The 25,282-nt window shown below is 57.4% G+C and carries 28 protein-coding genes; 15 read left to right on the plus strand and 13 right to left on the minus strand.

Annotated elements, in window-relative coordinates:
- Positions 1 to 100 precede the first annotated feature (100 nt).
- The 3 genes from ABLN87_RS16205 to deoD all read left to right on the plus strand — a co-directional run bounded on the left by ABLN87_RS16205 (position 101) and on the right by deoD (position 3,269).
- The gene (locus ABLN87_RS16205) at positions 101 to 2,098 is read left to right on the plus strand and encodes a protein meaA (RefSeq protein ID WP_353011953.1); all 1,998 of its coding nucleotides are present in this window, start codon (positions 101 to 103) and stop codon (positions 2,096 to 2,098) included.
- Between the two features lie 122 nt (positions 2,099 to 2,220).
- The gene (locus tag ABLN87_RS16210) at positions 2,221 to 2,538 is read left to right on the plus strand and encodes an H-NS histone family protein (RefSeq protein ID WP_353012107.1); all 318 of its coding nucleotides are present in this window, start codon (positions 2,221 to 2,223) and stop codon (positions 2,536 to 2,538) included.
- Positions 2,539 to 2,555: 17 nt separating this feature from the next.
- Positions 2,556 to 3,269 (plus strand): purine-nucleoside phosphorylase, encoded by a 714-nt coding sequence (deoD, locus tag ABLN87_RS16215; protein WP_353011956.1) that lies wholly within the window; start codon positions 2,556 to 2,558, stop codon positions 3,267 to 3,269.
- A 271-nt stretch (positions 3,270 to 3,540) separates the two neighbouring features.
- Here the strand turns inward: deoD and ABLN87_RS16220 are convergent, their stop codons facing one another.
- From ABLN87_RS16220 to ABLN87_RS16270, 11 genes are all read right to left on the minus strand, one after another.
- Complete coding sequence (locus tag ABLN87_RS16220; protein ID WP_353011959.1) at positions 3,541 to 3,684, minus strand: hypothetical protein; 144 nt, start codon at positions 3,682 to 3,684, stop codon at positions 3,541 to 3,543.
- Between the two features lie 130 nt (positions 3,685 to 3,814).
- Positions 3,815 to 4,594 (minus strand): succinate dehydrogenase iron-sulfur subunit, encoded by a 780-nt coding sequence (locus ABLN87_RS16225; RefSeq protein ID WP_353011962.1) that lies wholly within the window; start codon positions 4,592 to 4,594, stop codon positions 3,815 to 3,817.
- Between the two features lie 13 nt (positions 4,595 to 4,607).
- Positions 4,608 to 5,234: a sulfotransferase gene (locus ABLN87_RS16230; protein ID WP_353011965.1), complete on the minus strand. Its 627-nt coding sequence runs from the start codon at positions 5,232 to 5,234 to the stop codon at positions 4,608 to 4,610.
- Positions 5,235 to 5,333: 99 nt separating this feature from the next.
- Positions 5,334 to 7,142 (minus strand): succinate dehydrogenase flavoprotein subunit, encoded by a 1,809-nt coding sequence (gene sdhA, locus ABLN87_RS16235; RefSeq protein WP_353011968.1) that lies wholly within the window; start codon positions 7,140 to 7,142, stop codon positions 5,334 to 5,336.
- A gap of 25 nt (positions 7,143 to 7,167) precedes the next feature.
- Entirely contained in the window at positions 7,168 to 7,539 is a 372-nt protein-coding gene (locus ABLN87_RS16240; protein ID WP_353011970.1) for a succinate dehydrogenase, hydrophobic membrane anchor protein, read from the minus strand.
- Between the two features lie 11 nt (positions 7,540 to 7,550).
- Positions 7,551 to 7,934 carry a succinate dehydrogenase, cytochrome b556 subunit gene (gene sdhC, locus ABLN87_RS16245; RefSeq protein WP_353011973.1) on the minus strand — a complete coding sequence of 128 codons (384 nt, stop codon included), beginning with the start codon at positions 7,932 to 7,934 and terminating at the stop codon, positions 7,551 to 7,553.
- Positions 7,935 to 8,147: 213 nt separating this feature from the next.
- Positions 8,148 to 8,810, minus strand: a complete 663-nt coding sequence (locus ABLN87_RS16250; RefSeq protein WP_353011976.1) for a DUF1194 domain-containing protein — start codon at positions 8,808 to 8,810, stop codon at positions 8,148 to 8,150.
- A 38-nt stretch (positions 8,811 to 8,848) separates the two neighbouring features.
- On the minus strand, positions 8,849 to 9,877 hold the full coding sequence (locus ABLN87_RS16255) for a MaoC family dehydratase (protein WP_353011979.1): 1,029 nt from the start codon (positions 9,875 to 9,877) through the stop codon (positions 8,849 to 8,851).
- A complete protein-coding gene (locus tag ABLN87_RS16260) occupies positions 9,877 to 10,083 on the minus strand; it encodes a DUF1737 domain-containing protein (protein ID WP_353011982.1) in 207 nt (68 codons plus the stop codon). The genes ABLN87_RS16255 and ABLN87_RS16260 overlap by 1 nt, the downstream gene beginning before the upstream one ends.
- Positions 10,084 to 10,095: 12 nt before the next feature.
- On the minus strand, positions 10,096 to 10,650 hold the full coding sequence (locus ABLN87_RS16265; protein WP_353011985.1) for an NnrU family protein: 555 nt from the start codon (positions 10,648 to 10,650) through the stop codon (positions 10,096 to 10,098).
- Positions 10,651 to 10,656: 6 nt separating this feature from the next.
- Positions 10,657 to 11,514: an HpcH/HpaI aldolase/citrate lyase family protein gene (locus tag ABLN87_RS16270; RefSeq protein ID WP_353011988.1), complete on the minus strand. Its 858-nt coding sequence runs from the start codon at positions 11,512 to 11,514 to the stop codon at positions 10,657 to 10,659.
- 179 nt (positions 11,515 to 11,693) lie between these two features.
- On the opposite strand from ABLN87_RS16270, the gene ABLN87_RS16275 reads away from it, so the two are divergent.
- Positions 11,694 to 11,999 (plus strand): hypothetical protein, encoded by a 306-nt coding sequence (locus ABLN87_RS16275; protein ID WP_353011991.1) that lies wholly within the window; start codon positions 11,694 to 11,696, stop codon positions 11,997 to 11,999.
- On the opposite strand, the gene ABLN87_RS16280 is transcribed toward ABLN87_RS16275, so the two are convergent.
- Positions 11,996 to 12,751, minus strand: a complete 756-nt coding sequence (locus tag ABLN87_RS16280; protein WP_353011994.1) for a sulfite exporter TauE/SafE family protein — start codon at positions 12,749 to 12,751, stop codon at positions 11,996 to 11,998. The genes ABLN87_RS16275 and ABLN87_RS16280 overlap by 4 nt on opposite strands.
- 161 nt (positions 12,752 to 12,912) lie before the next feature.
- Here ABLN87_RS16280 and mdh point away from each other — a divergent pair, with 161 nt between their 5' ends.
- The 11 genes from mdh to lpdA all read left to right on the plus strand — a co-directional run bounded on the left by mdh (position 12,913) and on the right by lpdA (position 24,621).
- Positions 12,913 to 13,875, plus strand: coding sequence for a malate dehydrogenase (gene mdh, locus ABLN87_RS16285; protein ID WP_353011997.1), 963 nt, complete (start codon positions 12,913 to 12,915; stop codon positions 13,873 to 13,875).
- A gap of 307 nt (positions 13,876 to 14,182) precedes the next feature.
- On the plus strand, positions 14,183 to 15,376 hold the full coding sequence (sucC, locus tag ABLN87_RS16290) for an ADP-forming succinate--CoA ligase subunit beta (protein WP_353012001.1): 1,194 nt from the start codon (positions 14,183 to 14,185) through the stop codon (positions 15,374 to 15,376).
- 5 nt (positions 15,377 to 15,381) lie between these two features.
- Positions 15,382 to 16,023 (plus strand): hypothetical protein, encoded by a 642-nt coding sequence (locus ABLN87_RS16295; RefSeq protein WP_353012004.1) that lies wholly within the window; start codon positions 15,382 to 15,384, stop codon positions 16,021 to 16,023.
- A gap of 57 nt (positions 16,024 to 16,080) precedes the next feature.
- Positions 16,081 to 16,962, plus strand: a complete 882-nt coding sequence (gene sucD / locus ABLN87_RS16300; protein ID WP_170522246.1) for a succinate--CoA ligase subunit alpha — start codon at positions 16,081 to 16,083, stop codon at positions 16,960 to 16,962.
- A gap of 150 nt (positions 16,963 to 17,112) precedes the next feature.
- On the plus strand, positions 17,113 to 17,388 hold the full coding sequence (locus tag ABLN87_RS16305) for a hypothetical protein (RefSeq protein WP_353012007.1): 276 nt from the start codon (positions 17,113 to 17,115) through the stop codon (positions 17,386 to 17,388).
- A 6-nt stretch (positions 17,389 to 17,394) separates the two neighbouring features.
- Positions 17,395 to 17,937: a DUF805 domain-containing protein gene (locus tag ABLN87_RS16310; protein ID WP_353012010.1), complete on the plus strand. Its 543-nt coding sequence runs from the start codon at positions 17,395 to 17,397 to the stop codon at positions 17,935 to 17,937.
- Positions 17,934 to 20,891 (plus strand): 2-oxoglutarate dehydrogenase E1 component, encoded by a 2,958-nt coding sequence (locus ABLN87_RS16315; protein WP_353012013.1) that lies wholly within the window; start codon positions 17,934 to 17,936, stop codon positions 20,889 to 20,891. Before ABLN87_RS16310 ends, ABLN87_RS16315 begins: the two co-directional genes overlap by 4 nt.
- Before the next feature lie 3 nt (positions 20,892 to 20,894).
- Entirely contained in the window at positions 20,895 to 22,400 is a 1,506-nt protein-coding gene (odhB, locus tag ABLN87_RS16320; RefSeq protein ID WP_353012016.1) for a 2-oxoglutarate dehydrogenase complex dihydrolipoyllysine-residue succinyltransferase, read from the plus strand.
- A gap of 2 nt (positions 22,401 to 22,402) precedes the next feature.
- Complete coding sequence (locus ABLN87_RS16325; RefSeq protein ID WP_353012019.1) at positions 22,403 to 22,672, plus strand: hypothetical protein; 270 nt, start codon at positions 22,403 to 22,405, stop codon at positions 22,670 to 22,672.
- Positions 22,673 to 22,752: 80 nt separating this feature from the next.
- The gene (locus ABLN87_RS16330; RefSeq protein ID WP_353012022.1) at positions 22,753 to 23,163 is read left to right on the plus strand and encodes an MAPEG family protein; all 411 of its coding nucleotides are present in this window, start codon (positions 22,753 to 22,755) and stop codon (positions 23,161 to 23,163) included.
- A 69-nt stretch (positions 23,164 to 23,232) separates the two neighbouring features.
- Positions 23,233 to 24,621, plus strand: a complete 1,389-nt coding sequence (gene lpdA, locus ABLN87_RS16335; protein WP_353012025.1) for a dihydrolipoyl dehydrogenase — start codon at positions 23,233 to 23,235, stop codon at positions 24,619 to 24,621.
- Between the two features lie 21 nt (positions 24,622 to 24,642).
- Here the strand turns inward: lpdA and ABLN87_RS16340 are convergent, their stop codons facing one another.
- A complete protein-coding gene (locus ABLN87_RS16340) occupies positions 24,643 to 25,221 on the minus strand; it encodes a TetR/AcrR family transcriptional regulator (protein WP_353012028.1) in 579 nt (192 codons plus the stop codon).
- Between the last annotated feature and the right edge of the window lie 61 nt (positions 25,222 to 25,282).

Genomic DNA, 25,282 nt, shown 5'->3' on the forward strand with positions numbered 1-25,282 from the left:
ACTAATTGGAGCGGCTCACAATCTGAACAAACTTGAAATGCCGCAACGCAGCGAATTGACATGACCTGAAAATTGCGCTTTAGAACCCCTATACGTAATTTTGTTACCCTTCGAGACACGAGGCCCGCCGATGACGCAGACGCAGAAAGACCGCCCTTGGCTGATCCGAACCTATGCCGGTCATTCCACCGCCAAAGCCTCGAACGCGCTGTATCGCGGAAACCTTGCCAAAGGTCAGACCGGCCTGTCGGTGGCCTTCGATCTGCCGACGCAGACCGGCTATGACAGTGACCACACGTTGGCACGGGGCGAGGTTGGCAAAGTGGGCGTGCCGATCTGCCATCTGGGTGACATGCGGGTTCTGTTCGACCAGATTCCGCTGGAGCAGATGAACACTTCGATGACGATCAATGCGACAGCCCCTTGGTTGCTGGCGCTGTACATCGCGGTAGCCGAGGAACAGGGTGCCGATGTCTCGAAACTGCAAGGCACAGTTCAGAACGATCTGATCAAGGAGTACCTGAGCCGCGGTACGTATGTGTGCCCACCCAAACCGTCGCTGAAGATGATCGCGGACGTGGCCGAGTACTGCTATACCCACGTGCCCAAATGGAACCCGATGAACGTATGTTCCTATCACCTGCAAGAGGCCGGCGCGACGCCCGAACAGGAACTGGCTTATGCACTGGCTACCGCCATCGCAGTGCTAGATGAACTGCGCCCGCGCGTTCCGGCCGAGGATTTCCCGGCGCTTTGCGGACGGATATCCTTCTTTGTGAACGCCGGTATCCGCTTTGTCACCGAGATGTGCAAAATGCGCGCTTTCGTCGATCTTTGGGACGAAATCCTGCAAGACCGCTACGGCGTCGAGAACCCGAAATTCCGCCGCTTCCGCTATGGCGTTCAGGTGAACTCGCTGGGATTGACCGAGCAGCAGCCGGAAAACAACGTCTATCGCATCCTGATCGAGATGCTGGCCGTGACGCTTTCGAAAAAGGCACGCGCACGCGCGGTGCAACTGCCCGCCTGGAACGAGGCGCTTGGCCTGCCGCGTCCTTGGGATCAGCAATGGTCGATGCGAATGCAACAGATTTTGGCCTATGAGACCGACCTGCTGGAATATGGTGATCTGTTTGATGGCAACCCCGCCGTGGACGCCAAAGTCGAAGAACTGAAGAACGGCGCGCGCGCCGAACTGGCGAACCTGGATTCGATGGGCGGTGCCGTCGCCTCGATCGAGTACATGAAATCCCGCCTTGTGGATTCCAACGCCGAACGCCTGAACCGGATCGAGCGCAACGAGACCGTTGTTGTGGGTGTGAACAAGTGGATCGAGGGTGAACCCTCGCCCCTGCAAACCGAAGATGGCGGGATCATGGTTGTTGATCCGGCTGTCGAGCAGGAGCAGATCAACCGCCTGAACGATTGGCGCGCTGAGCGCGACGATACAGCGGTTGCCGCCGCCCTGGCCGCGCTGCGCGAGGCTGCGCAGAACGGTACCAATGTGATGGAACCCTCAATTGCGGCAGCAAAGGCGGGTGCCACCACCGGCGAATGGGCCAAAGAAATGCGCAAGGTCTATGGCACCTATCGTGGTCCGACCGGTGTGTCAGGGTCCGTCTCAAACAAAACCGAAGGTTTGGACGATCTGCGCGCTGCCGTCGATACAGTTAGTGACAAGTTAGGCCGCCGCCTGAAATTCCTGGTCGGCAAACCCGGACTGGACGGCCATTCGAACGGCGCGGAACAAATTGCCTTCCGCGCACGGGATTGCGGCATGGACATAAGCTATGAGGGTATCCGCCTGACCCCCGAAGAGATCGTCACCGCCGCAGCCGAGGATGACGCGCATGTCATCGGCCTGTCTATTCTGTCTGGCAGCCACTTACCCTTGGTCAAAGACGTCCTATCCCGCCTGCGCCAGGCCGGTCTGGATCACATCCCAGTCGTTGTTGGCGGAATTATTCCGGATGAAGATGCGGAAAAGCTTAAGGCCATGGGTGTCGCCAAAGTCTATACCCCCAAGAATTTCGAATTGAATTCGATCATGGGAGATATTGTCGAATTGGTGGATCCGCAAAACCTGGCCGCAGAATAACGGACATTTAATCTAGTAAATTCCCCGTTTCTATTCCCAATTCTTTGGAGGTAGGGTATCGCGTTGCGTGAATGCGCACGCGTCTTTGCGTACAGCACCGAAATACTGGACGGAGAATACTAATGGGGATCAATCTTGAAGAAATGTCGCGGAAAGAGCTGTTGTCTTTGCGCGACAACGTCGAAAAAGCGTTGGCCAACGCTGAGAAACGTGAACGCAAAGAAGCGCTGAAAGCGGCAGAAAAAGCCGCGGCTGAGTTTGGCTTCTCGCTTTCCGAATTGTCCGATGACGCACCACGCACCGCTAAAGGCACCAAGGCAAAAGCAAAATATCGCAACCCGGCCGATCCGGCACAAACCTGGACAGGTCGCGGCCGGAAACCGCAATGGATTCATGATGCGCTGAAATCTGGCGCAGATATTTCCGATTTGGAAATCTAAGCAAGATAGGTGCCGAAATGACAATTCATATTGGCGCGGAACAAGGCGAAATCGCAGAAACCGTTCTTTTGCCTGGTGATCCGTATCGGGCAAAATGGGCGGCTGAGACGTTTCTGGACGACGTCAAACAGGTCAATAATGTTCGCGGCATGCTGGGCTTTACCGGCAGCTGGAACGGCCATCCGGTAACGATTCAAGGCAGCGGCATGGGCATGCCGTCCCTGTCGATCTACGTGAATGAATTGATCCGGGACTATGGTGCCAAAACACTGATCCGGATCGGGTCATGCGGAGGAATGCAGGATAGCGTGAATGTGCGCGATGTCATTCTGGCGATGACGTCAACGACGCTCAGCACGCCATCACGTGGTATCATGAAAGAGCTGAACTTTGCCCCCTGCGCAGATTGGGGCTTGCTGCAGGCGGCGGCCGTGGCGGCCCATGCCAAAGGTACACCAACCCATATCGGCGGTATCTATTCATCGGATGTGTTCTACGATGAGCGCCCTGATCTAAACGAGCAGATGGTGCGCCATGGTGTGTTGGGCGTCGAGATGGAAGCCGCTGAGTTGTATGTTCTTGCCGCGCGGCACAAATGCCGGGCTCTGGCCGTCCTGACGGTGTCAGACCATCTGCTAACCGGTGAGGCTCTGCCCTCATCCGACCGCGAAAGCAGCTTTGGCGATATGGTCGAAATTGCACTGCATGCCGCTTTTCCGGACGCAGGCTGATTCTGAACGGGCAGAGCTTGCCTCTGCCCGATTTCTATTTGCCCGAAGTCTGCCGCAAGCATTGCGTTGGGCCATCCACGCTTTCCACCTTCGCGCCACAATAGGCGCAAACCCACAGGCCTTGATCGCGATGTAGCCGCCATCGGCATTCTCGCGTCAGTGAGGACGTGCGGGAGCGCCATAGAAAGTAGGCAAACACCCCGGCGGCCAGAAGAAGCAATAGAATGGGCATGTCTCTGTTTCGCCCATTCTATCCGTCGATGGCAAGCCTTCAGGCTGCGTTTGCGTACTCAAAAAGCTCGGGTTCACGCGACTGAACAGTCGACGGCTCTGGCGTGTAGTAAGCCCATGCCTGTTCTAGCATTTCCAACGCTTCCTTGGCGGTTGGTTTTGGGGTTTGTGGTGTTGTTTTCATTGGAGTGATCCTGACTTGATCCCATCACTCCTCCCTATGGCAAATCTAGGGTGTTTTGCGCCCGTCGACATCGGTTGATTTCGCAACAGGGACATGCGCTTGCCGCAACTCGGCAAGCGCGATTTTTCGGTCAAACCGAACGTTCAACCATCATCTTTTTGATCTGCGCAATCGCCGCCGCCGGGTTCAAGCCCTTGGGGCAGGTCTTAGCGCAGTTCATGATCGTGTGGCAGCGGTACAGCTTAAAGGGATCTTCAAGCTCATCCAGACGCTCACCCGTGGCTTCATCGCGGCTGTCGATAATCCAGCGATAGGCGTGCAGCAAAGCTGCGGGGCCAAGATAGCGGTCGCCGTTCCACCAATAGCTCGGACACGAGGTCGAGCAGCTGGCGCACATCACACATTCATACAAGCCGTCCAACTTCTTGCGGTCTTCGATGGACTGCTTCCACTCTTTCGCGGGACGGTTGGTTTTGGTTTCCAGCCACGGCATGATCGAGGCATGCTGCGCGTAGAAATGCGTCAGGTCGGGGATCAGGTCCTTGACCACCGGCATATGCGGCAGCGGATAGATCTTCACGTCGCCCTTGATCTCATCCATGCCGTAGATACAGGCCAGCGTGTTGATCCCGTCGATATTCATCGCGCAAGAGCCACAGATCCCTTCGCGGCACGAGCGGCGAAAGGTCAGGGTCGGATCAATCTCGTTCTTGATCTTGATCAGCGCGTCCAAGATCATTGGCCCGCAGGTGTCCATGTCGACGAAATAGGTGTCGACGCGCGGGTTTTGCCCGTCATCCGGGTTCCAGCGGTAAATCTGGAACTTGCGCAGGTTCTTCGCGCCGTCCGGTTTGGGCCATGTCTTGCCGGTTGTCATCCGGGAATTCTTGGGCAGGGTCAGTTGAACCATGTCAATTCTCCATTCAGCCTGTCCGGGCGCGATCAGACGCGCCGCGATTATGATGCCCCCAATGGGCAATGTTCACGTCAAAATCCGGAGACAGCCAGTCGGCGATCGCCTGTGGCGCGTCCCGGTCGATATCAAAGCGCAGAAACCGTGGGTTTCCGGCGAAATACGCCTGCACCTCGGCATGGTGCACGTCATACATACGCCGCCAACCCTGCTTCACGTCGTCAGCGGTTTGGCCGTTGGCTTTACAGCACCGTTCCAGATACCCGCCATTGCTGTGGCGCGCGCGTGAGGCGATCCAGTCGTCCACACTACGCGTGTTCAGCAGGAAATAGGCATCCGGGTAAGCGGCGTGCAGCTCGCGGAAAAACCGTGTGCCATCCAGCATAAAGCGCGCGTTCACAAAGGAGATATCTGTAAACGCTCGAACTGCACCGAACCCGTCCAGCGGTTTGCGACCCATGGCAATGTTGGTCACCATGCGATGCGCCAGTTTATCGCCTTGCTGGTCCACCCAATGCACCGACGGAATACCGCTATCCTGAAACAGCCTGTGAAACGAGGTCGTCGCGCAGCGATTCAAACCGATCAAAATGATCTTCGGATCGGTTTGGGCAGAGTGCAGCACCTTGACCGTCATACTAGCCACCGCACAGCAAGCAGAGCCAAACGCGCAGAGGTCGCAGCGTTGTCCTTGGGTATGTGGCGTTCGCACACCATTGCCTGATCAATTGACTCCTTAGAAGGTCCGCGCCTTAGGCGCGATTTTCTTGAGGCTGATGCCGCCTTGATCCTCATTCGTAAGCGGATCGACGATCACCGGACGATAGCTGAGGTCCACCTTGTTCCCCTCAACCCGGCTGACGGTGTGTACGCGCCAGTTTTTGTCGTCCCGTTCGCTGAAATCCTCATGCGCGTGGGCACCACGGGATTCCTTGCGCGCCTCGGCCCCGACAATGGTTGTCAAAGCGTTCGGCATAAGGTTGGTCAGCTCCAGCGTCTCCATCAGATCGCTGTTCCAGACCAGCGAGCGGTCGGTGACTTGCAGATCGTCCATTTTGGCGGCAATCGCAGTCATCTTTTCGACCCCTTCGGCCATGGTTTTAGCGGTCCGGAAAACGGCTGCGTCAGCCTGCATGGTTTTCTGCATCTCAAGCCGCAGATCGGCAGTTGGGATCGCGCCACTGGCATTCCGGACCGCATCAAAACGATCAAAGGCCTTATCGACCGAATCCTGGTTCAGAACCGGGTTCGGAGCCTCGGCATCCACAACCTTACCAGCCCGGATTGCAGACGCGCGTCCAAAGACAACAAGGTCAATCAGCGAGTTCGAACCCAGACGGTTCGCACCATGGACCGAGGCACAACCGGCCTCACCCACGGCCATCAGGCCAGGCACCACAGCGGTCGGGTCATCGGCGGTTGGGTTCAGAACCTCGCTCCAGTAGTTCGTCGGAATACCGCCCATGTTGTAATGCACCGTCGGCAGAACCGGGATCGGTTCCTTGGTGACATCAACACCGGCGAAAATCTTTGCGCTTTCCGAGATGCCCGGCAGACGCTCGGCCAAGGCTTCGGCGGGCAGGTGCGACAGGTTCAGGTGGATGTGATCACCCTCGGCGCCCACACCGCGACCTTCACGGATTTCCATCGTCATCGAACGCGAGACATAGTCCCGCGGCGCGAGATCCTTGTACTGGGGCGCATAGCGCTCCATGAACCGCTCGCCCTCCGAGTTGGTCAGATAACCGCCCTCACCGCGCGCACCTTCGGTGATCAGGCAGCCCGAGCCGTAGATGCCGGTCGGGTGGAACTGTACGAACTCCATATCCTGCAGCGCCAGACCCGCACGGGCCACCATTCCGCCACCGTCACCGGTGCAGGTATGGGCCGAGGTGGCGCTGAAATAGGCGCGCCCATAGCCGCCGGTCGCCAGCACAACCATCTTGGCGTTGAAGACGTGCATCGTGCCGTCGTCCAGCTTCCAGCAGACGACACCCTGACACTGCCCGTCTTCGGACATGATCAGGTCGATGGCGAAATATTCGATGTAGAACTCGGCGTTGTTCTTCAGCGACTGACCATAGAGTGTATGCAGAATCGCGTGACCTGTCCGGTCGGCAGCGGCACAGGTCCGCTGTACAGCGGGGCCTTCGCCAAACTCGGTCGTGTGGCCACCGAACGGGCGCTGATAAATCTTGCCTTCTTCGGTCCGACTGAACGGCACGCCGTAGTGCTCCAGCTCATAGACCGCCTTGGGCGCTTCACGTGCCAAGTATTCCATTGCGTCGGTGTCACCCAGCCAGTCCGAGCCCTTGACGGTGTCATACATGTGCCACTGCCAATGGTCCGGGCCCATGTTGGACAGCGACGCGGCGATCCCGCCTTGCGCTGCAACCGTGTGCGAGCGGGTCGGGAAGACTTTGGTCACACAGGCTGTACGCAGGCCTTGCTCTGCCATACCCAGCGTTGCGCGCAGACCGGCGCCGCCTGCCCCGACAACCACGACGTCATATTCGTGGGTTTCATATTCATATGCTGCTGTCATTATCTCTGATCCTTATCGCGCGTCGTCACAGGGCCAGCTTGACGAGGGCGAACAGCCCCGCAGCCATCAATGTGTAGCCAAACGCCCACATCGCAACGAGTGTGATCTTTTCCGCGATCCCGTGCACGTAGTCCTCGATGGTTTCCTGCGCCTCATACATGAGTTGCAGCAGACCAACGACCAGTGTCAGTGCAGTGATGATGGCTGGAAAGGGACGGGCAAAATAGGCCAAAACCTCTTCGTAGGCTCCGCCGATTCCATAGCCAAAAGTGAAGATGAACAGGGGCACCAGAATGGCCAGGATCATCGCCCGGACCATGGTGCGCCAATGTGTTTGCGTTCCGGATTTCCCCGCGCCCAGGCCTTGCGCGCGTTTGCGGTCTGTAAGGTATTGCATCGCCATTCTCCTTACACCAACAGCATGGTGATGATGGTCAGAACGGTCGCCCCGACAAACATGCCAATGCCCATCTTTTCGGACACCGATACATCCAGGCAATAGCCGAAATCCCAAATCACGTGGCGCAGGCGGCCCAGCGTGTGATACCACAGCGCCCAAACGCCACCGGTCAGGATGAGCTGACCAAACCAGCTGCGCAGAAAGCCATCGATGCCAGCAAATGCGGCCTCAGACGTGGCAGCAGCAAGCAACCACCAAACAACAAGTGCAGCGATTGCGAACACCGCAAGACCGGACAGTCGAACCATGATCGACGATATCGAGGTCATCTGTGGACGATAAATCATTATGTGTGGCGAGAGCGGGCGGTTGCCCCGATTGACATCGGCCATGGCGGCTCCTCTTACTTTGGCTACTTGTCGTTTTACCGGTTTTTGGTGGTCTGTCACGTGCTGCACCCGCAAAAACAGGTAAAATTACCGCAAAACGGGTGATTTCTTCAAAATGTGATCACGCAAATAAAAGCCGTGATCACAAATGGCCTTCAGCGCTGCCTATGTTAGCGATTTCAGTAGGAAAGCAATGTGATCACGAATCTGCCTTGCCTATTTCAAGTCGGCGGATTGCTGTGTTACCTCGCGCAGCAGCTTTTTTCGAATACGTTCAGGGTAATCAGCAAACCCGGCGGCAGACACAACAAAAGCACCCTCGCCCACGATGACATTCTCAAAGAAATAGGCCGTCAGATCCGGTTCAGATTCTTCGATGGCAATCGCATTCACGGTTACGCCACGGGCACGCAGCAGGCGATGGATCTGACTAGGCTCGACCCCTTCGTTCGAGACCCCATCGCCAGAAATATCTATCAACAAACGTTTGCAATCGTCCACAGCATCAAAGCTGGCCAGCGTCATTTCTAACGCTTCGCCTATAGCCGTTGAGAAGTTTCGCCAGATGCGTGGATCTTGCGCGACTTGGCTGGCAAACCCATCCAGTGCGTCGAAACTATCGATCCGAGTCCACGGAATAGTTACCCGCTGACGCGATGCACCGGTCCATTGCACCAGCATCAACCGCGCCTGACCGCGCACCAGTGCTTCGGACACAATCGGGTCGCGCAACCCCGCCGCCAGCCCATCCATCTGGGTGCGATATTCGTCACTGTCGACCGACCCCGAAACATCGACAGCCAAAGCCAATGCCAAATCGCAAGACCAAGCGGGTGGTACTAAACACAGGCAAGCGATCAAGGCGCGAAACAGGATCATAGCAGTACCCTAGCACGTATCGCAGGGTCTGCACGAAATCACATTGGTATGAGCGCCCAGTAGTCCAGATCCAGCAGAACCTGCGGCTGGTACTTGCCGTCTTCATTGCGCAACTCAAACGGCGCACCGCCTTTGGTGGCAACCAATCGCAAGCGGATAGCCCCGACGCCGGGAACGCTGGTTTCGGCTTTGTCCAAAACCTCGGACCAGGCCTTGATGGTATCACCCGCAAAACAGGGATTCGCGTGAGCACCACCGTTCAGCCCAACAATCATCTGCACATTTGCCAACCCATTGAAGGACAAAGCCCGCGCCATCGAGATCACGTGACCGCCATAGATCAATCGTCCCTCGGGACGGAAGGTCAGATCAAAATGCACCTTGGCCGTGTTCTGCCACAGACGGGTGGCCAGCATATGCTCGGCCTCTTCGACAGTGACACCATCCACATGGTCGATCTTCTCGCCGATTTCATAGCCCCCCCAGCGATGGGGCTCACCCGCCAAGGTGAAATCATAGTTCGAGAAATCCAGCCCCTCGGGGATCACCAGATCTTCCGGTTCCAGAGCCTTTTTCAGGTCCGGCACAACGGTTTCTGGCGCGGGCGCATCCGGGTTAGACTTACGAACCATGACCCAGCGCACATAGTCGATCACCACCTCGTCCAGCTGGTTCAGACCACGGGTGCGCACCCAAACTACCCCGGTTTTGCCGTTCGAGTTCTGCTTGACCCCGATCACCTCAGAAACCGAACGCAGGGTATCGCCGGGATAAACCGGCTTCAGCCAACGCCCCTCGGCATAACCCAGATTGGCCACCGCGTTTAGCGAGACATCCGGTACGGTCTTGCCGAACACCACATGAAACGCCGCCAGATCATCCAGCGGGCTTTCCTGTAGTCCACAGGATCGCGCGAACTCATCCGAGGAATAGAGCGCGTGGCGCGCCGGATAGAGCGCGTGATACAGCGCTCGCTCCCCATCCGTCACGGTACGGGGCACCGCATGGGGCAGGACCTGCCCAACGGAATAGTCCTCGAAAAAGCGACCCGGATTGGTTTTTGCCATTATTGCTGTCCCAGTTTCATGTCAGGTGAATAATCGCCATCGACCTCTTTGGTCACGGCCTGCGCACAACGCATGACACCGTTTTCCGCGTCAAACGCGTAGGATGGGTCGCCATACAGGTCCCACCCTTTAGCCAGCGCATCTGATACTTTGTGGCAGAACGCGGAGGTGTCTTCCTCGGTCAGCAATCGATAGAGCTTTGCCATGACTGGTTCCCCCTATCCACCAAATGGGGATGGGCCGACCAACCCGTGGATATATCCGATGATGCCAAGCAAAACGATTGAGGCAACAAAGAACATCGCATCCTTGCCGTATGTACCGGGTTCACCCGGCGTCCAATCAGGTTCGGATTTGTTGATCACAATGACTTCAACGACGGCCCAGGCCAAAAGACCGCCGAACAAGACAATCGAGGCCAGATCGCCATTCACCAGCAGATGCGCAAACGCCCAGAGCTTGAACCCTCCCAGCATCGGATGGCGCATCTTGTTCAGCAGACGGCCTTTCTGGCCAGCCGGGCTCATCATAAAGATCGCGATCAGAACCAGCAGGTTGTTGACGTGGATCAGGAAGGTCGGCGGCGCCCAGACATAGATGAAATCGGTCATGCGGTAGCCGAAGATCATCAGCAGGATCGAGGCAACCAGCGCCAGCGCCACCACGCCTTTGCCTGCATCGCCCATTGCTGCCCGCTGTTCGGGCACCACGCGTTTGAAAAGATGCGCGGCCCACCATAGTGCCACGCCCAAAATCAGAAGAACAAAGCCCATGCTGGCTTACCCCGCTTGCAAAGCTGAAATCGCCTCTGCTTTTGCCAGAATTTCGCGGGCAGTTACAACATGCAGGTTTTCAACAATCTTGCCATCAACAACGGCGACGCCCTGCCCCTGCGCCTCGGTCTCTTCAAAGGCAGCGATCTGACGGCGCGCCAGGTCAATCTCGGCCTCAGACGGGGCAAAGGCGGCGTTGGTCACTTCAACCTGCGCCGGATGGATCAGGGTCTTCCCGTCAAAGCCCATATCCCGGCCTTGCGTGCATTCGGCGGCCAGACCTTCGGTATCTTTGAACGCGTTATAGACCCCGTCCACGATAATCAGGCCTTCGGCCTTTGCAGCCAGCAGACACAGGCCCAGCGAGGTCATCAACGGCAAACGATCAGGGCGGAAGCGGGTCTGAAGCTCTTTGGCCAGATCGTTGGTACCCATCACAAACCCGGTCATCAGGGGATGGGCGGCAATCTCGGCTGCGTTTAGCATACCGCGTGGCGTTTCCATCATCGCCCAGATCGGCAGATCTCCGGTGATGGTGGCCAGCGCATCCACATCTGCGGCCGAGTTCACCTTGGGCAACAGCACCACATCCGCGTCCATATCGCGCACCGCCTCAGCATCCGCACGACCCCATTCGGTACCCAATCCGTTGATCCGAACGATCTTGACCCGCGCGCCATAGCCACCGGCAGCCAACGCCGCCTTCAGCGTTTCGCGTGCGTTGGGTTTTTCGTCAGCGGCTACCGCGTCTTCAAGATCGAAGATAATCGCATCCACGGGCAGAGTGCGCGCCTTGTCCAGCGCCCGCCCTCTCGAGGCTGGAATATACAAAACCGAACGATACGGGCGTTGACGCGGGTCCATTGACCTCTCCCTGAGCAATAATGTTGCGCGGAATGGGGCATTTTTTACGAGAAACTTCAAGGTCAAATTTGCCGCATCGCAGCATAGGCGCCTATTCGTGACGCAACGCACTTTGGTTTAACCAAATCTCCCGCCCTTGTTCGCAAGCTGGTCCTCAGATCAGACAGAAGGGGCCAGAGATGAAGAAATCATTTTTGAACATGACGATCGGGCTGGGGATTGTGGTGCTGGCCGCACAGCAAGTGAACGCGCAGAGCCGCAACTGCGCCCCGCGCGCGGACGTAATCAAACGCCTGTCGGAAGGATATGGCGAAACACGTAAAGGGATCGGGATTGCTGGCCAGGGCGCGGTGATGGAATTGTTCGCCTCTGATGAAACAGGTAGCTGGACCATTACCGTCACGCTGCCGGATGGCGCAACCTGCCTTGTCGCCTCGGGACAGTCCTATGAGACTTTGGCCGAAGCCTTGCCGCCAAATGCCTAAGCCAAAGCGTCCCAGATGAGTTTGCTGCCGGTCAGCGTCAGCAGAACATAGGTAATTCTGAAAAACACCTGTTCGGACAACATGAAATGCGCCCAAACCCCAAGCCATGCACCTAAAAGTGCGAAAGGCGACAGCAGAAGGTTGGCCCAGGCGGTGTGCCACGTGAAAAGGCCCAGATAGGCGTAAGGCACAAACTTCACGATGTTGACGACCCAAAAGACCAGTACGGTCGAGGCCTGAAACTGGGTCTTTGTCAGGCGCTGTGATAACAGATAAACGGCAGCGGGCGGGCCGCCAGCATGACTGACAAAGCTTGTGAACCCGGCCACCAGCCCGGCAAACAAGCCGGCGGATGGCGGCAACTGCCGCGTGAAGCCGCCAATCCAGCCCTTTGCACGCGCCACATGCCAGATCACAAACCCGATCGAAATCGCACCGATCAAAAGGCGTAAGACATCGTCATTGGTCACGCGATACAGAACCGTTCCCAAAATCACGCCGGGTATTGCCCCCAGTATTAGCAGGCGTGCCCTTGGCCAATCCCAGCGCTTCCAGTAGGGTTTCAACGTCGCCAGGTCGATGATCATCAGGATCGGCAGCATCAGCGCCAGCGCCTGACCCGGGCTCAGGATGATGGCCAGAATCGATGATGACGCGAAGGCCACGCCCGACCCGAACCCGCCCTTGGAAATGCCCGCGAAGATGACCGCAGGGATCGCCACGGCAAAAAACATCAGATTCAATTCGAACATGTGGCGGCCTGCGAATTGGCTTGTCTCATTAGCCGTTTAGCGCAACCACCAAGGGCAAGGCAAACGGTATGCGGTTGCATGCCGCGCCGTACAGGCCTTGCACTGCGACGTTTAAAGGACTAGCACAACCGCGATTTCAAAACCGACCGGAGATATTCCAAATGGCCAGACCCAAGATTGCGCTGATCGGCGCGGGGAACATCGGCGGCACGCTTGCGCATCTTGCAGCTGTCAAAGAACTGGGTGACGTAGTCCTGTTTGACATCGCTGACGGGCTGCCCCAGGGCAAAGCGCTCGACATCGCCGAATCCGGCCCGTCCGAAGGGTTTGACGCGTCGATGTCCGGCAGCAGCGACTATGCCGATATCGCAGGCGCGGACGTCTGCATCGTCACCGCTGGTGTCGCCCGCAAGCCGGGCATGAGCCGCGATGACCTGCTGGGCATCAACCTCAAAGTGATGAAGTCGGTCGGTGAAGGTATCGCCAAACATGCACCCGACGCGTTCGTGATCTGCATCACCAACCCGCTGGATGCGATGGTCTGGGCCCTGCGCGAATTCTCGGGCCTGCCGCACAACAAGGTCTGCGGCATGGCGGGCGTGCTGGATTCCGCCCGTTTCGCGCATTTCCTGTCGGAAGAATTCAACGTCTCAATGCGCGACGTCACCGCCTTCGTTCTGGGCGGCCATGGCGACACCATGGTACCATCAGTACGGTATTCGACCGTTGCCGGTATCCCGCTGCCCGATCTGGTTCAGATGGGCTGGACCACGCAGGAAAAGCTAGACGCCATTGTTCAGCGTACCCGCGACGGTGGCGCTGAAATCGTTGGTTTGCTGAAAACCGGTTCGGCATATTACGCACCGGCTACTTCGGCAATCGAAATGGCCGAAGCCTATCTGAAAGACCAGAAGCGCGTTCTGCCTTGTGCCGCCTACTGCAATGGTGAACTGGGTGTTGACGGGCTTTATGTCGGCGTTCCAACCGTGATCGGTGCCGGTGGTGTTGAGCGTATCGTTGACATCAAGCTCAACGAAGACGAGCAGGCCGGTTTCGACAACTCAGTCAACGCCGTGAAGGGCCTGATCGACGCATGCAAAGGCATCGACAGTTCGCTGGCATAGGCTTACTAAAAGCTTCCAAGAACCGGCCCCCGTGCGGGCCGGTTTTTTTGTGCCAGGCACGTCCGTCATATCTCAAATGTTTGCGCAACCGTCGCAAACCCCCTTTTTTGAGTATGTTTTCCGCATGTGCATTGTGGGATTCGAATCAAAACCAAGGGCCTGTCAATTTGTGATCACACGCCAAAAAAGCGTGATCACAAATAGTGAAAATCTTCGTGAAAAACCTCTTTGCTGTCAAAAAACCCTTTAAACTTGCCCGCTAGACACCCCTATAACGGTTTAATCGTAGTCAGACGGGACAGTTTCGATGAATATTCACGAATACCAAGCCAAAGCGCTTCTTCGCAGCTATGGCGCTCCGGTCTCCGACGGTCGCGCGGTTTTGCGCGCCGAGGAAGCCAAAACCGCAGCCGGTGAACTGGATGGCCCCCTTTGGGTTGTCAAAGCACAGATCCACGCAGGTGGACGCGGCAAAGGCAGCTTCAAAGAGGCTGATGCCGGTGAAAAAGGCGGCGTCCGTCTGACCAAATCGGTCGAAGAAGCCGCTGAAGAGGCCAAGAAGATGCTGGGTCGCACGCTGGTTACGCACCAAACCGGCCCCGCAGGCAAGCAGGTCAACCGCATCTATATTGAGGCCGGCTCAGGCATCGAGCGTGAGCTGTACCTAGCCCTGCTGGTGGATCGTCAGACCAGCCGCATTTCGTTTGTCTGCTCGACCGAAGGCGGCATGGATATCGAGGAAGTCGCCGCCGCCACTCCTGAGAAAATCCTGTCCTTCTCGGTCGACCCGGCCACTGGCTATCAGGCTTATCATGGCCGCCGCATCGCCTTCTCGTTGGGACTACAAGGCGCGCAGGTCAAGCAATGTGTCAAGCTGATGAACCAGCTTTATAACGCCTTCGTCGAGAAGGATATGGAGATGCTGGAGATCAACCCACTGATCGTGTCGGACAGCGGCGACCTGAAAGTGCTGGACGCCAAGGTCGGTTTCGACGGTAACGCGGTCTACCGCCACCCCGACATCGCCGAACTGCGCGACACGACCGAGGAAGACCCCAAGGAACTGGAAGCCTCGAAATACGACCTGAACTACATCGCTTTGGATGGTGAGATCGGGTGCATGGTCAATGGCGCCGGTCTGGCGATGGCCACGATGGACATCATCAAGCTTTATGGGGCCGAACCTGCCAACTTCCTCGACGTTGGTGGCGGTGCGACCAAAGAGAAAGTGACCGAGGCGTTCAAGATCATCACCTCGGACCCGAACGTCAAAGGCATTCTGGTCAACATCTTCGGCGGCATCATGCGCTGTGACGTCATCGCCGAGGGCGTTGTTGCCGCGGTGAAAGAGGTCGGTCTGCAGGTTCCGCTGGTCGTGCGTCTGGAAGGCACCAATGTCGAGAAGGGCAAAGAGATCATCAACACCTCTGGCCTGGACGTGATCGCGGCGGACAACCTGAAAGACGGTGCCGAGAAGATCGTTAAGGCGGTTAAGGGGTAATCTGGATGAACCCGGCTGCCCGATTTTTGACGGCTTGTGTTGTCCTCGTAGGCTTGTCTGCCTGCGAGGAAAGTGAAAGTGCTGGAGTTTCCAAATCCCTTTTGGACAATCCGGCTGCGCGCGGTAACGACGCAGAACAAATGTTCCTATCCATGCGTGATCTCTGCATTCGCAAGCCCATAACTTTCGAAGACGCAAAGCAAGTAACTGGAGACCTCGACCTAGGCCTGAGGGTGGATATTCGTGGTTGGGACGATTTTAGCACCTACGGGACTAACTATTTTTGGATCAAAACGAACCAACCAACGCGTTTCGAAAAAGGTGCTAACGCAGTTCCTAAAGGCACTGTGTTCAAACAGTATTACTGCAGAGGCGACTTTAGAGGGACTTGGGCAGACGAGATCGCTACCGAACTAGCTAAAGAACTCACCGCAAATGGGTTTCAAACAATTCAACCGTTGAAGCGGACGACAGGAAAGACCCGCGTGGGAACAGATACCGTTGGATATTCTGGCTTGTATCGCCGCGATGGCGTGGACTTCAAAGTGAACATCTTTGATGCTGCCGGTACAACAAAAAGATCCACGGCTACCCAGACAGAAACCAGCTACATTTCTGGCACAAGAGTAGAAATCAACGGCCTGTGAAGCTGAAAATCTAATGCCGAAGGTCAGACCTTCGGACTAACAACAGGAGAACGCCAAATGGCAGTCCTCATCGACGAAAATACCAAAGTGATCTGTCAGGGCTTTACCGGTTCGCAGGGCACATTCCACAGCGAACAGGCCATCGCCTATGGCACCAAGATGGTCGGCGGCGTGACCCCCGGCAAAGGCGGGATGGAGCATCTGGGCCTGCCCGTGTTCAACTCGGTCCACGAGGCCAAGCATGTGACCGAAGCCAACGCCTCGGTGATCTATGTGCCGCCGCCGTTTGCGGCCGACTCGATCCTCGAAGCGATTGATGCCGAGATGGAAGTGATCGTCTGCATCACCGAAGGCATCCCGGTTTTGGACATGATGAAGGTTAAGCGCGCGCTAGAAGGTTCGAACTCGCGCCTGATCGGCCCAAACTGCCCCGGTGTGATTACGCCCGACGCCTGCAAGATCGGCATCATGCCCGGCCACATCCACAAGCGCGGCTCGGTCGGCGTTGTGTCGCGTTCGGGTACCCTGACCTATGAGGCCGTCAAGCAGACCACCGATGTCGGTCTGGGCCAGTCCACCTGTGTGGGCATCGGCGGCGACCCGATTAAAGGCACCGAGCATATCGACGTGCTGGAATGGTTTCTAGCCGACGATGAAACCGAGTCGATCATCATGATCGGTGAGATCGGTGGCTCGGCCGAGGAAGAAGCCGCGCAGTTTCTGGCGGATGAGGCCAAGAAGGGCCGTAAGAAGCCGACCGCTGGTTTCATCGCGGGCCGCACAGCCCCTCCGGGCCGCCGCATGGGCCACGCAGGCGCGATTGTCGCGGGCGGCAAGGGTGGAGCCGAGGACAAGATCGAAGCCATGCGCTCGGCCGGTATAGTCGTGGCGGAAAGCCCGGCGCAGCTGGGCGAGGCTGTGCTGGAAGCGATTGGGTAAGTGACCAAAGACCGGGCATATGCTTGTAGGGCAGCGCCCGGCCCGAGGGTGGGCGAGAAGCGCCCGCCCTGGGGGGCGGGTCGGGCGCTGCCCGGCGGTACCCGCCGTGCGATTGCTACAATCTTAGTCGTATGCTCAGGAACATCCGGCATGGCTCAAAACACTGAATTTGAGCCGATGGACCAGTTCATCGTGCGAGCTATCCCAGGTGTGCACGCTGCCACGACGGACATATTGGAAGGCGACAAAATCGCGTTTACCTACTTTAGCATCCGTGTGGATCAAGAGGAATTGCGAGCGACGGCTGACACATGGTGCGCGCAGTTCGATGGAAAAGCTCGTCTGGACTCTGACGTGCGAATGGGAGGCTATCTTTGGTTATTTGGACGCCGCCAGACTACATTTGATTGCGCTGTCGGGAACTGAGCTAACATGACCTTCTCCGACGCCATCCACACCTGCTTCTCGAAATTCTTCACCTTCTCAGGCCGTGCCGCGCGGCCCGAATACTGGTTCTTTTTCCTGTTCATCGTGATCTGGAGCGTCATTGCCGGGATCATCGATGCGCAGTTCTTCACGCAAGTTGCCGTGACCGAAACCGAAACATCCAGATCCGTCGCAGCTACGTCCTCGCAACCGGTGAAAGGCATCGTCAGCCTAATCGTCTTCTTCCCCCATCTAGCCGTCGCGTGGCGGCGGATGCATGATACCGGGCGCAGTGGCCTCTACGCTTTGCTGCCAATCCTGCTGATCCTCGGCGCCTTTGCGACCCTGTTCTTCGGCATCGGCCTCGCCTCCAGTTTCCAGCATGGTAGCAATCTGGACATCCTGTTCACCCGCGCCACGCTGCTGATTGTCATTCCGACACTGCTGATCCTATTTGTGTCGCCCCTCCTGGTGCTGTGGTGGCTGTCCCGCCCCAGCCAACCAGGCACCAACCAATACGGTCCCAACCCATATGAGGTAGCCCAATGACCGAACATACGCCCAACACTGCCTTTCATGCCTCTAGCTTCATGCAAGGGCACAATGCCGAGTATCTGGAGCAACTTTATGCCCAGTACACAAAGGACCCCAACGCGATAGATGCGGCATGGGTCGAGTTCTTTCGGCAGATGGGCGACGCCACACCGGATGTTCAGAAAGAGGCCGAAGGACCATCCTGGGCACGCACCGACTGGCCGCCTATGCCGACAGATGATCTGACGGGCGCGTTGACAGGTGAGTGGGCCGAGATTGATGCCAAGGCCGCCGGCAAGAAGATTCAGGAAAAGGCAGCCGACACCGGTGTTCAGGTCAGCGAAGACCAGATCAAGCGCGCCGTATTGGACAGCCTGCGCGCCCTCATGCTGATCCGGGCCTATCGGATCCGGGGCCATCTGGCGGCAGATCTGGACCCGCTGGGCATGCGCGCGGCCAGCACCCATCCGGAGCTGGACCCGAAAACATATGGCTTCACCGATGCCGACATGGATCGCCCGATCTTTATCGACAATGTTCTGGGCCTGCAGATGGCCAGCATGCGCCAGATCGTCGAGATCGTGAAACGCACCTATTGCGGCACCTTTGCGCTGCAATACATGCATATCTCGAACCCGGAAGAAGCCGCCTGGCTGAAAGAACGCATCGAAGGCTACGGCAAGGAAATCCAGTTCACCAAGGAAGGCCGCAAGGCCATCCTGAACAAGATGGTCGAGGCCGAAGGCTTCGAGAAATTCCTGCATGTCAAATACATGGGCACCAAGCGCTTTGGTCTGGACGGTGGCGAAAGCCTGATCCCCGCGATGGAGCAAATCATCAAGCGCGGCGGAGCCTTGGGTGTTCAGGATATCGTCATCGGCATGCCGCACCGTGGGCGTCTGAACATCCTCGCCAATGTGATGGGCAAGCCTTACCGCGCGATTTTCAACGAATTCCAGGGCGGCAGCTTCAAGCCCGAAGACGTGGATGGCTCGGGCGATGTGAAGTACCACCTCGGCGCCTCCAGCGACCGTGAGTTTGATGGCAATAGCGTACACCTGTCGCTGACAGCGAACCCTTCACACCTTGAGGCTGTGAACCCGGTTGTGCTTGGCAAGGTTCGGGCCAAGCAGGATCAGCTAAAGGATACCGACCGCACCAAGGTCATGGGCATCCTACTGCACGGCGATGCAGCCTTTGCTGGTCAGGGCGTGGTAGCCGAAGGGTTCGGTCTGTCGGGCCTGCGTGGTCACAAGACAGGCGGCACCATGCATATCGTGGTGAACAACCAGATCGGTTTCACCACCGCACCGCACTTTTCGCGCTCCAGCCCTTATCCCACAGATATCGCACTGATGGTTGAGGCCCCGATCTTCCACGTGAACGGCGACGACCCCGAGGCGGTGGTACATGCCGCCAAGGTCGCAACCGAATTCCGCCAGAAGTTCCACAAAGACGTGGTGATCGACATCTTCTGCTATCGACGGTTTGGTCACAACGAGGGCGATGAGCCCATGTTCACCAACCCGATCATGTACAAGAAGATTAAGACGCATAAGACCACGCTGTCGCTGTACACGGAACGTCTGGTCAAGGACGGGCTGATCCCCGAAGGCGAGATCGAGGATATGAAAACCGCCTTTCAGGCCCGCCTAAACGACGAGTTCGAGGCCGGAAAGGACTATAAACCCAACAAGGCCGATTGGCTGGATGGGCGGTGGTCGCATCTGGACAAGAACAAAGACGAATACATGCGCGGTGAAACCGCGATTTCGCCCGACACTCTGGCCGAGATCGGTGCTGCCCTCTCGCGCACACCGGACGGGTTTGCCATGCACAAAACCGTTGGCCGTCTGCTCGAACACAAAAAACAGATGTTTGAGACCGGCAAAGGGTTCGACTGGGCGACAGGTGAGGCCTTGGCCTTTGGCTCATTGTTGACCGAAGGCTACCCGGTTCGCTTGTCCGGTCAGGATGCCACGCGCGGGACCTTCAGTCAGCGCCATTCGGGTTTCATCAACCAGGAGAATGAAGAGAGGTACTATCCGCTCAACAACATTCGCGCGGGTCAGTCGCAGTATGAAGTGATCGATTCGATGTTGTCGGAATACGCGGTTCTGGGTTTTGAATATGGCTATTCACTGGCCGAACCCAATGCGTTGACCCTCTGGGAGGCGCAGTTCGGCGACTTCGCCAACGGCGCGCAGATCATGTTCGACCAGTTCATCAGCTCGGGCGAGAGCAAATGGTTGCGCATGTCTGGTTTGGTTTGCTTGCTTCCGCATGGCTTTGAAGGTCAGGGCCCGGAACACAGCTCGGCGCGACTGGAACGGTTCCTGCAAATGTGTGGTCAGGACAACTGGATCGTGGCAAATTGCACGACGCCTGCGAACTATTTCCACATCCTGCGTCGGCAGCTACACCGGACCTTCCGTAAGCCGCTGATCCTGGTGACACCCAAGTCGCTGCTGCGCCACAAGCTGGCTGTCAGTACGGCTGAGGAATTCACCACCGGCTCCAGCTTTCACCGCGTGTTGTGGGACGATGCGCAACATGGCAATTCGGATACGAAGCTGGTCAAGGATGACAAGATCAAGCGGGTCGTGATGTGTTCCGGCAAAGTCTACTATGACTTGCTGGAAGAACGTGACGCACGCGGCATCGACGATGTCTACCTGATGCGGATCGAACAATTCTATCCGTTCCCGGCACACTCGTTGATCAATGAACTTGAGCGTTTCAAAGGCGCTGAAATGATCTGGTGTCAGGAAGAGCCCAAGAACCAGGGGGCCTGGACCTTTATCGAGCCCAACATCGAATGGGTCCTGTCCCGCATCAAAGCAAAACATACACGGCCACGCTATGTCGGCCGCGCCACATCGGCTTCGCCCGCGACGGGTCTGGCCAGCCAACACAAAGCCCAACAACAAGCGCTGGTGAACGAAGCGCTGAGCATTGAAGGAAAGTAAACGATGACGATTGAAGTTCGTGTTCCCACGCTTGGCGAGTCGGTAACCGAAGCCACAGTTGCGACATGGTTCAAGAAACCGGGCGATGCGGTCGCCGTGGATGAAATGCTGTGTGAGCTTGAGACAGACAAGGTCACCGTCGAAGTGCCCGCCCCGGCTGCGGGCGTGATGGGCGAGATCGTTGCAGCCGAGGGCCAAACCGTTGGTGTTGATGCGTTGCTGGCGACCATCGCAGATGGTGACAGCGCAGCGGCTGCCCCGGCGGCCGCGGCGCCGGCCCCTGCAGCAGCGCCCGCGGCTTCGGCTGGCAGTGTCGACGTGATAGTGCCAACACTGGGCGAGTCCGTGACTGAGGCAACCGTGTCGACCTGGTTCAAACAGGTTGGCGACAGCGTCGCGCAGGACGAAATGCTATGCGAGTTGGAAACCGATAAAGTCTCGGTCGAGGTGCCTGCCCCCGCAGCGGGCGTTCTAGCAGAGATTGTGGCCCCCGAAGGTACAACTGTAGATGCCTCAGCGAAACTGGCGGTTATATCGGGTTCAGCGGCTGGTGCGGCTCCGGCGGTTGCCGCAGCAGCGACCGCCCCTGCAGCAGCCAGCACCGGCAAAGACGTGGCCAATGCCCCCTCCGCTGAAAAAGCCATGGCCGAGGCAGGCCTGTCCACTGATCAGGTCACCGGGACTGGTCGTGATGGTCGCATTATGAAAGACGATGTGGCGCGTGCTGTTGCGACCGCTGCTGCCCCGGCCCCCGCACCAGCGGCAGCGCCTGCTCCTGCCCCGCGTGCTCCGGTTGCGGCCAGCGACGCCGCGCGCGAGGAACGGGTCAAAATGACCCGCTTGCGCCAGACCATCGCCAAGCGCCTGAAAGACAGCCAGAACACCGCAGCGATGCTGACCACCTATAACGAGGTCGACATGACCGAGGTGATGGCCCTGCGCAGCCAGTACAAGGACCAGTTCGAGAAGAAACATGGCGTCCGTTTGGGCTTTATGTCCTTCTTCACCAAGGCCTGCTGCCACGCGCTGAAAGAAGTGCCCGAAGTGAATGCCGAGATCGACGGTACCGACATCGTCTACAAGAACTTCGTCCATATGGGTGTAGCCGCCGGTACACCGACAGGACTGGTGGTTCCAGTCATCCGCGATGCCGACAGCATGTCCTTTGCCGCGATCGAAAAAGCGATTGCCGAAAAAGGCAAACGCGCCCGTGACGGCAAGCTGAGCATGGAAGAGATGCAAGGTGGCACCTTCACCATCTCGAACGGCGGTGTCTACGGCTCGCTGATGTCGTCGCCGATCCTGAACCCGCCGCAATCGGGCATACTTGGCATGCACAAGATTCAGGACCGTCCGATGGCGATCAACGGTCAGGTGGTGATCCGCCCAATGATGTATCTGGCGCTGTCCTATGACCACCGGATCGTCGACGGCAAAGGCGCGGTAACCTTCTTGGTTCGCGTGAAAGAAGCGCTGGAAGACCCGCGCCGCCTGCTTATGGATCTGTAACCATGGCAACGCATATTCTCTGGCAGGCCGATGTCGCCGATTTCGATGTCTGGCTTAAAGTGTTCCGCGAGGATCAAAAGATGAGAGAGGCCGCGGGCATCCGCGACCTCCACATCTGGCGTGACCCAAATCTGAAAGATCACGCGGTGGCCTTGTTTGAAGTCACCGACCTTGAACGCGCACAGAGTTTCATCGAGTCCGAAGAACTGGCCATGCATCACGAACGCGGCGGCGTGGCCCATATTCAGGTCAAGATACTGACACCCGTTTGAATGCGACTGCCGCTGGACATAGACCCCAAGCATGGCCCGGGCGCGACGACGTCGGGCCACACAACAAAAGTTTCTCAAGCGTGACCCCTGAACTCACAGCCCTGACATTGGCCGCACTTTTGCAGGTTGTTCAGTATGTGGTGATGGCAGTCCCCGCGAATCTGGAACTCGGACCCGGCAAGACTACGTCTGCCCGCGACCGAAGCCGCTTGGGCGGCGGGTTGGAAGATCAGCTTTCCGAAACAACTGCGCGTCTGTACCGCGCGTTGAACAATCACTTCGAAGGGCTGATCCTGTTTGCTATCGCCTGTGTCGTCGTCACACTCAGCGGATCATCCGGTGGCTTCACAGCCACCTGCGCGTATATCTATCTGGCTGCGCGCGTCCTGTATGTGCCAGCGTATTACTATGGCCTTAGACCCTGGCGCACACTGATCTGGTTGGTCGGATTTCTGGCTACAACCCTCATGCTTTTGGCGGTGTTATTGTGACCCCGCTGTTGTACAAATTGTTCATAGGCCCAAACCCTGTGACAGCCCGACTTCTCAAGGAGACCCCTTATGGCAAACTATGACGTCATCGTAATCGGAGCAGGCCCCGGCGGCTATGTCTGCGCCATCCGCTGCGCCCAGTTGGGCCTGAAAACCGCCGTGGTCGAAGGACGTGAGACGCTGGGCGGCACCTGCCTGAACGTGGGCTGCATCCCATCCAAGGCGCTTCTGCATGCCAGTCATCAGTTGCACGAGGCCGAACATAACTTTGCCAAGATGGGTCTGAAGGGCAAAAGCCCCTCGGTCGATTGGAAGCAGATGCAAGCCTATAAAGAAGAGACAATTGAAGGCAATACCAAGGGCATCGAGTTCCTGTTTAAGAAGAACAAGATCGACTGGCTGAAAGGCTGGGGCTCGATCCCGGCTGCCGGCCAGGTCAAGGTGGGTGACGAATTGCACGAAGCCAAGAACATCATTATCGCTTCTGGCTCGGAACCGGCTTCGCTGCCTGGCGTCGAAGTGGATGAAAAGGTTGTTGTGACCTCGACCGGTGCGCTGTCTTTGGGCAAAATCCCCAAGAAAATGGTTGTGATCGGGGCGGGCGTAATTGGCCTGGAACTGGGCTCGGTCTATCAGCGCTTGGGGGCTGAGGTCACAGTAATTGAATTCCTCGATGTGATCACTCCGGGCATGGACCCCGAGGTGCAGAAAACATTCCAACGTATCCTGAAGAAGCAGGGTCTGAAATTCGTGATGGGGGCTGCAGTTCAGAAAACCGAGGCCACTAAGACAAAAGCCAAAGTCACCTACAAACTGCGTAAGGATGACAGCGAACATGTGATCGACGCAGACGCCGTGCTGGTTGCCACCGGGCGCAAGCCGTTCTCAGACGGTCTGGGGCTGGATGCTCTGGGCGTCGAAATGACACCGCGTGGTCAGATCAGGGTTGGTGCCGACTGGCAGACCAATGTGCCCGGTATTTATGCCATCGGCGACGTGACCGAAGGCCCAATGCTGGCGCATAAGGCCGAGGATGAAGGCATGGCCGCAGCCGAACAGGTCGCGGGCAAGCATGGTCATGTCAACTATGGCGTCATTCCGGGTGTGATCTACACCTGGCCCGAAGTTGCCAATGTTGGTGAGACCGAAGAGACACTGAAAGAACAGGGCCGTGCCTATAAGGTTGGCAAGTTCATGTTCATGGGCAACGGTCGCGCCAAGGCGAACTTTGCCGCCGATGGGTTCGTCAAGATTCTGGCCGACAAGGACACCGACCGTATCCTGGGCGCACATATCATCGGCCCAGCGGCCGGTGATCTGATCCATGAGGTCTGCGTGGCGATGGAGTTTGGTGCCTCTGCCGAGGACCTCGCCCTGACCTGCCACGCCCACCCGACCTATTCCGAAGCCGTGCGCGAGGCGGCACTGGCCTGCGGTGACGGACCAATCCACAGCTAACACTCATGACCCCGGCCGCGATCAGCGCGCTGGGGTCAGCCACGCCTTAAGATAGGTTTCCAGTCTGTCGGTAAATGTCGTCGCAGAATGCAGCGCGCAGAATCTCAGAGACATAGCCTGAATCGCAAAAGCCTGCACGCCCTCGGCCAATAACTCTGATGGCACATCTTTGCGCATCTCGGCGGCATCAAGCCACATCATCACCACTCGGAAATACCGCTCAAAGCAATAGGCGATGGGCCCGATTTCCGCGATCGCGGTTGCACCTGAATATCGGATCAAAAGATCGAAGACATACCGCTCGGACGTCATGAAACTATGAACCGGTTCAAGGGCAGTGATGATCTCGGCGACGGTACCGGGCTTTGGCCCGTCGTCAGCCTGATCCAGACAGGCATTCAACTTGTCCGCGATCATGATCTCCATCAACGCATCTTTATCGCGGAAATGGGCAAAGAACGTGCCTTTGGCGACGCCAGCCAGTTGCACCACCTCCTCGACCCGTAAGGCCTCGTATCCGTTTTTCTGAATCACCTCTTCCGACGCTGCCATCAGGCGGGCGCGGGTTTTCAGTGTGCGTTTCTGAACTGTCTTTTGCATGAGCCCAGATTGCATATTTTTTGACCACGGTCAAATTTATTATTGACCGTGGTCATTTTTT

It is taken from the genome of Ruegeria sp. SCP10, from assembly GCF_040329495.1.
In the GTDB taxonomy this organism is placed as follows: domain Bacteria; phylum Pseudomonadota; class Alphaproteobacteria; order Rhodobacterales; family Rhodobacteraceae; genus Ruegeria.